We start from the raw sequence: 6,102 nt of genomic DNA, 5'->3' as shown, positions 1-6,102 counted from the left end.
TGCGTCACGACCGCTCACAGGTTTTCTCTCCCTTAACGAAACAGTCGAACGCGGTGGCAGGACCCCGACACCATCGCTATCGACAATTCTTAACTCGGATTGAATGGTTCGATACCGCTCAACTGCTGACCCTGTCGCCGGTGGTAAATCCCCCGCGGCATCGAAAAGAAATTGCATCCTGGCCCCGATATGTTTCCAGTTCTCAAGGCGGTACATACGGTCTTTGACTTGTGCCGAAGCAATATTAAAATCTATCCACGCAGTCACCCACGTTAGGTCAGGCATTGACGGTTCTGGGTGAAAAGCCGGCAAGGACTTTTCCACAAAAACGAGTTTATCCAAGCCATTGGGCATCTTGGTCAAAATCGGATGTGGCTCAACAATTTTACCGCCCCGCCCAAAGTTGTAATCGACTCGCACATTCTCTGGCGTTATCAACGCAATTTCGGAACGCAGGACCGGTACATCTCGGCCAAGCACCATCACAGGTACCATATCCGGATCGGTAAAGACGCGTTCATACTGAAACTCGACCAAACCGCCGACTTCAGCATCAGGAACCGTCATGGTCACTTCACCCACGGCCCCCACAGGAACACGGCGCCCCCGCTTATCTTTCGGTACAATGTCTACTTGGCGAAGGTAAACTTCACGGCCATTGGGATGAACAGAGCGGCCAGCCACCTTGGTAATCGAGGAATAACCATCAACAGGCAATTTCATTGTTGCATGGCGCAGACCTCGTGGAGTGAGTACTTTATAGCGAAGCCGGTGAACCAACACCGCAATCAGCCTCTGGCGGTCTCCGGCCGAAGTCTCCCTGTATTCTAACGTCCTAATATCGTCTAAAACCGCAGCCCCTGCATCTGGCCATTCAGTGGCACTTGGGCTTGGTGGGATGACCGCTGGAGGAAATGCTGGCAAGGCAGTCGCACAGCTCGCCAAAGCCAAGAGCAGAAACGTATTTAAGATTATTCTCATCAACACGGCGTCATCCTAACAGAAAGCCTAAATGAATCGCGACTGCAACTAAGCTCAAGAGCGAGACAATCGATGTTTTGTGAGTGCGTTCGTAAACTTGCTCGAATGCTCGTTCTAGATTTCGATGAGTGCTGGCTTAGAAAAGTGGTAACCCTGAGACCACTCGATACCCAACTCACAAACTAAATCTTGAATCGCCTGATTTTCTACAAACTCGGCAATCGTATCTATTTTTAAGTTTCTCGCCATCTGTGCGATAGCACCAACAATCGCCTTGTCGGATTCACTCTCATCCAAATTACTAATCAACGAGCCGTCTATTTTGAGTATGTCTACACCGAGTGTCTTTAGGTATTTAAAGTTGGCGTAACCTGACCCAAAATCATCGATTGCAACCTTGGCACCCCACTCGTGTAACTGGTTAATCGTATCGTGAACCAACTCTGTGTAGTCGTCCAAATCTGACGATTCAACAAACTCAATCACGAGGCGCGACATATCCATATTATGCTTGAGGGCCTTCTCATGGATAAAGGGTAGAAAATCGGGCCTCACAATATCATTGAGCATGACATTGATGCTGACCGATTCTGTGCGACCCGCAAATGTTCTGAAAGTTTTCTCAATCATCGTTTCCGTGAGGCGGGGATAAAAACCATGATTGAGCGCAGCATCCATAAAATGGAAAGGCCCATAAATCACACCCATATGGTCGATGCGCATTAAGGCTTCGAACTTATCGATCACTCCAGTTTTGTTGTTGTGGATCCCTTGAAAGACAGGAACCACACCGTCATGTTCCATGGCGTAATGCAGTCTGTCGACCCATTGGGCTTCTTCTTGGACCCGGCTCTTTGTGGTGTCGCCATAAACAACCATGCTCCCATCAACATCCCTGAGGTGCGTCAGCGTAATGGTCGCGTTGTCCAGTACACTTTCTCGGCCCGTGGCTATCGCTATCTGAAGCTCCAACCTCATCCGCAACACATCATGGGTTACCGGTGAAACAACCTTAAGCGCTGTGTGCTCAAAATGAGCCAGCAGCTCTTCACTGCCCTTGCGCGCCGCCGCTTCATCGGGAAAAACGACTCCAAAGCGCCCCGAATAGAGTCGGTAGCAATTCTCAAAAGAGAACTGACGTATAAGCATACGACCCAGTTCAGCCAGTAATTGGTCACCGATTCGAGTGGTGTAGATGTTATTTATCATCTTCAGGTGACGCGGGTTGATCAGCGCCAGCGTTACCGGCCCCTCTCGTTTCTGCATCTCAATGACAAATTTCTTTCGAGAGTAAAGTCCGGTTAGTTCGTCAGTAAGATTCTGGAGACGCTCGCGGCTTAAACGGTCGAGCCATGTCAAACGCAGACGGGCTATTTCCCAGCTTAACGGGTCGCGTTCCACATCCGACATCGCAATGAATCGAAAGCTTCCGGCCCGAAATGCCACAGCCTCACCATGACTCAAAGTTTGTTTGAATGAAGTGGTCCGCGCAAGTTGCTCCCAACAGTGCTTGAGAGTGTCGTCGCGGACACCAGTGTCGACGATTTTGTCTTCTTTTTGATAGAGCGCGTACCGGATACCGGCCGGCAAAAACTCAAACGCACTCTGGGGATCGATACTGCCATCGACGCTAATCACCTTATCGGACGAACCCATAAAACCGGTGAGCTGGTTACCGAGGCTCTCCATTGTGTCGCGTGTAATTCCCTGCTGAATCTCATAACCCACACAGGTTGCCATTAACTTTTCGAGCCGAGGAATCCATTCTGCTGCAGCCTCCGGTACGTGCATGCAGTAGTTCACACCGGTTAGCTCGACCACGTGCCAGCCCGGTTGAGCTTCTCTCGAAACATCAAATCGCACGTCGAACCCAAACACGTCTTGGACGAGTTTTTTTAGGTTGTCTTGCATGCCTCTGAACTTCTCCTGGTCATTCGTAACATCCGAACTTCGTGCCACCGCGAAGCTCTTCGAAGAGCCTAACAGGTATGAAAGTTCGAAACCATGCAGCAACGATCTCTCAGACACGTGCGCGGTTATGCCGCAGCACGTTATTATTTTAAAAATGTCTTTGAAAACCGGTGTTGTATCTGCCATAGGCGCATTTGTGCGGCGAGACCGGCACTATCGCCACCCCCGAGTCAGATGACTATGCAGAGACGCGGGTTTGAGCGCAGAAAATTGAACCGTTTATCGAATGTTTTGAGTACCCCTGGCGTCCCAACGCGCCATTTTAGAGAAGTTGTCGGTATGCAGGCTGAGAGAAAATCCAATCGAATCGTACACGCTCTCGAGACGGTTGTGGGCGCCGTAGCTCGATTTTCGTACCAGCGCGCCGTCTTAACCCTTGTTTGTATTACTCTTTTTAGCATTTTAAGCTTTCAAGGCGCCCGTCGACTCACCATCGACACCGATATGATAGCGCTCCTGCCAACCACTTTTCGCAGTGTCCAAGATCTTGAAACCCTCAAAAAGCGCTACGGAGGATCGGGTGTCCTCACTTTCTACATACACGGTGCCCCCGCTGAATTTGCTGAGAAATTCGCCTTGGATATTGAGAAAGCGGTCGCTGAGCGCCCTTGGGTTCGCTCTGTTGACGCCCACCGCCCGAACCATTTCTTCGAACTTCGTGGCCTTTATTTTATGGCCCTGGAGGACCTGAAAAAGCTCCGTGACCAGCTAGGCGCTCGGGTTGAATGGGAACGACTCAATGCCAATCCACTGATGATCTCGCTCAGCGATTCCCCTGCTCCCGAGTTCGAAATCGAGCGTTTTATGAACCTCGAGAACAAATATATGCGTGACCAGGCTATGAGCTGGGCCGTGAAGCAAAACACGAGTGACCTCTACCATGACGACCAATCAGATGCCGTCGTGGTTATGGTTCGTCCCAACGGCCTCGCCACCGACTTGGTATTTTGTAAATCAGTCGTAACCGACAGCGAGAAAGTCGTGGCAGCGCTCAACCCAGCTTCTTATCACCCAGATTTAAAAGTCGAGCTTACAGGGCGGTTTAAACAACGCATCGATCAGCAAACCTCAGTCACCGGTGACCTCAAACTTGCCTCGATTACCGCGGCCTTACTGATGCTCTTTTATTTGGCATTTCACTTCCGCCGCTGGTTTGCCATCGTCCTCATTTACACGCCACTGCTTCTAGGAATCTTTTGGACCTTTGCTTTTGCGGGGATAGCCTTCGACTCGCTAAATATCCTCACAGGTCTCATTGGGGCGGTCTTACTGGGAGTCGGCATCGACCACGGTATCCACCTGCTGGGTAGCTATGAGTCTAGCCGGGCAGACAACGAATCACCTGAGGAAGCACTGGCCAATACCTTTGGGCATACGGGCCGCGCCGTTCTCTTGGCAGCGATTACGACCGCCGTTGGATTCACAGGACCTGCCCTATCCGAGTTTCGCGCCTTTGCCGAGTTTGGGACCGTCGCCGCTGCAGGTATGCTTCTCATTGTTAGCGCCTACATACTGGTGATGCCGGCCCTACTGAGCATCGCAGAGCGAACCGGCTGGAGGGCAAAAAGCCGAGATCCCTACGCCACATCTACTTTTTACAAATCCATTGACCAATGGAAACGCGGCGCGCTCATCGCAACAGCGACAGCGGCGCTACTGCTTGGCTTCGCAATTCCCTACGCCAATTTCGATTACGACTTTCAATCGCTCCAGGGCGGACACGACCTGCGCAGCGTCATTCTCAACAAAGAAGTGGGGCGTATTCTCGGCCACAGCCAATCACCCCTGCTTCTCATGGCAGACAGCGGCGAAGAAGCTCTCAAGATCTCCGAAGATATTCGAGCCAGGCAAAGAACCCTCGGAGAGGCTTCAACAATTGATTTTGTCGCAGCCCAGGCCGATCTCGTTCCGAACAATCAAGCAGAGAAAAAGCTCGTGATGGATGAGATTTACACCATCGCTCGCAAAGTTAAGAGCTCCCAACTTGAGCGTCCGATGAGACGAAAGCTACGCCAGCTCAAAAAGATGGCAAAAGTTGAACCGTTCGGTCTCAGCGACCTACCCCTGTCGGTTCAGCAACGTTTTTCAACGATTGATGGCTCGGATAGCAGCGGGGTTCTATTGGTCTACCCATCTATCGCCATCAGTGACGGAGCTCGGCTTCGCTATTTCGCCGAAGAAATCAGAAACAGTTCGCCCGAGCAAAAGCCCGTTGTAGCAGCTGGCGAGGCCATGGTTTTGGCGGATATTCTCGAAGTTATTTTTATAGAATCGCCTCAGGTTATGCTTTTCACCTTGGTGGCAGTATTCTTTACTGTATTGATTTTATTTGGAAATCTCAAAACAACGGTATTTGCACTGCTGCCTGCCACGATCACCATGGTGTTCACATGTGGCCTGGTTGCACTTACACCGGTGCATTTTGATTACCTTAACATCGTCATGATCCCCGTACTCTTTGGGCTAGGTGTAGACGGAGGAATCCACATCATGACGCGTTACTCAGAAAACCAAAACGCGGAACAAACCATGCAGGAAACAAGTCGCGCCATCACCGGTGCACTTTTGACCAGTGCTCTTGGATTTGGAGCCATGTTTCTTACCTCACACCCAGCTCTACGTTCCTTGGCCGCCCTTTCTCTGGTGGGGCTCGCCGCTAATCTGCTATCGTGCTTAGTAGGGTTACCATCCTTACTCGCCATGCTGTCTAAACGGAGTTTGACCCATGACTAAATTTTTACCTATCCTTACTCTGGCATTTGTAACTTTCGCAGCCTCGGTTGCGCCTGCATCTAAGCAGTCACCGTTAGACAAGTCGCGTATCCTGGTCGATGTTCTTCAACAGGTAGTCCAGGCCGCGGATACTAAAAAGCTTAGTGCCACTGAGTTGGCCAGTAATAAAAAAATCTATGCGCAGCTCGACCAACTCATCGATTTCAAGAAACTTACCGAGGGTCCAGTTAAGCCTCACAAGAAGTCTCTCTCAAAGAAGCAAGTTAAAACCATCAAAACTCTTTTCAAGGATGCGATTCGCAATATCGCATACCCCAAGTCGGGATCATTCTTCAAAGGTGCCGAACTCACGTGGGGCACCCCGGTTCAAACTGGAACGCAAACCGACGTCCCATTGGATATTTTTGTTGAAGAAGA

Annotated in this window: 4 protein-coding genes; 2 read left to right on the top strand and 2 right to left on the bottom strand. The window is 50.5% G+C overall.

The annotated features are described in order from the left end of the window. Both HOK28_23585 and HOK28_23580 read right to left on the bottom strand, forming a co-directional pair. Positions 1 to 987: DUF3857 domain-containing protein (locus tag HOK28_23585; GenBank protein ID MBT6436092.1), on the bottom strand; the 987-nt coding region annotated here is incomplete at its 3' end. A gap of 108 nt (positions 988 to 1,095) precedes the next feature. Further along, a complete protein-coding gene (locus HOK28_23580; GenBank protein ID MBT6436091.1) occupies positions 1,096 to 2,940 on the bottom strand; it encodes a GGDEF domain-containing protein in 1,845 nt (614 codons plus the stop codon). Positions 2,941 to 3,162: 222 nt separating this feature from the next. Between HOK28_23580 and HOK28_23575 the strand changes: the two genes are divergently transcribed. Together HOK28_23575 and HOK28_23570 are read left to right on the top strand one after the other, a co-directional pair. Further along, on the top strand, positions 3,163 to 5,685 hold the full coding sequence (locus HOK28_23575; protein MBT6436090.1) for an MMPL family transporter: 2,523 nt from the start codon (positions 3,163 to 3,165) through the stop codon (positions 5,683 to 5,685). Beyond that, positions 5,678 to 6,102 (top strand): hypothetical protein (locus HOK28_23570; GenBank protein MBT6436089.1); only part of this gene is annotated, 425 nt, incomplete at its 3' end. The genes HOK28_23575 and HOK28_23570, both read left to right, overlap by 8 nt.

The organism is Deltaproteobacteria bacterium, from assembly GCA_018668695.1.
GTDB lineage: Bacteria > Myxococcota > XYA12-FULL-58-9 > XYA12-FULL-58-9 > JABJBS01 > JABJBS01.
The sequence above is the reverse complement of the archived record's forward strand: the minus strand, read 5'-3'. Positions and strand labels throughout refer to the sequence as shown.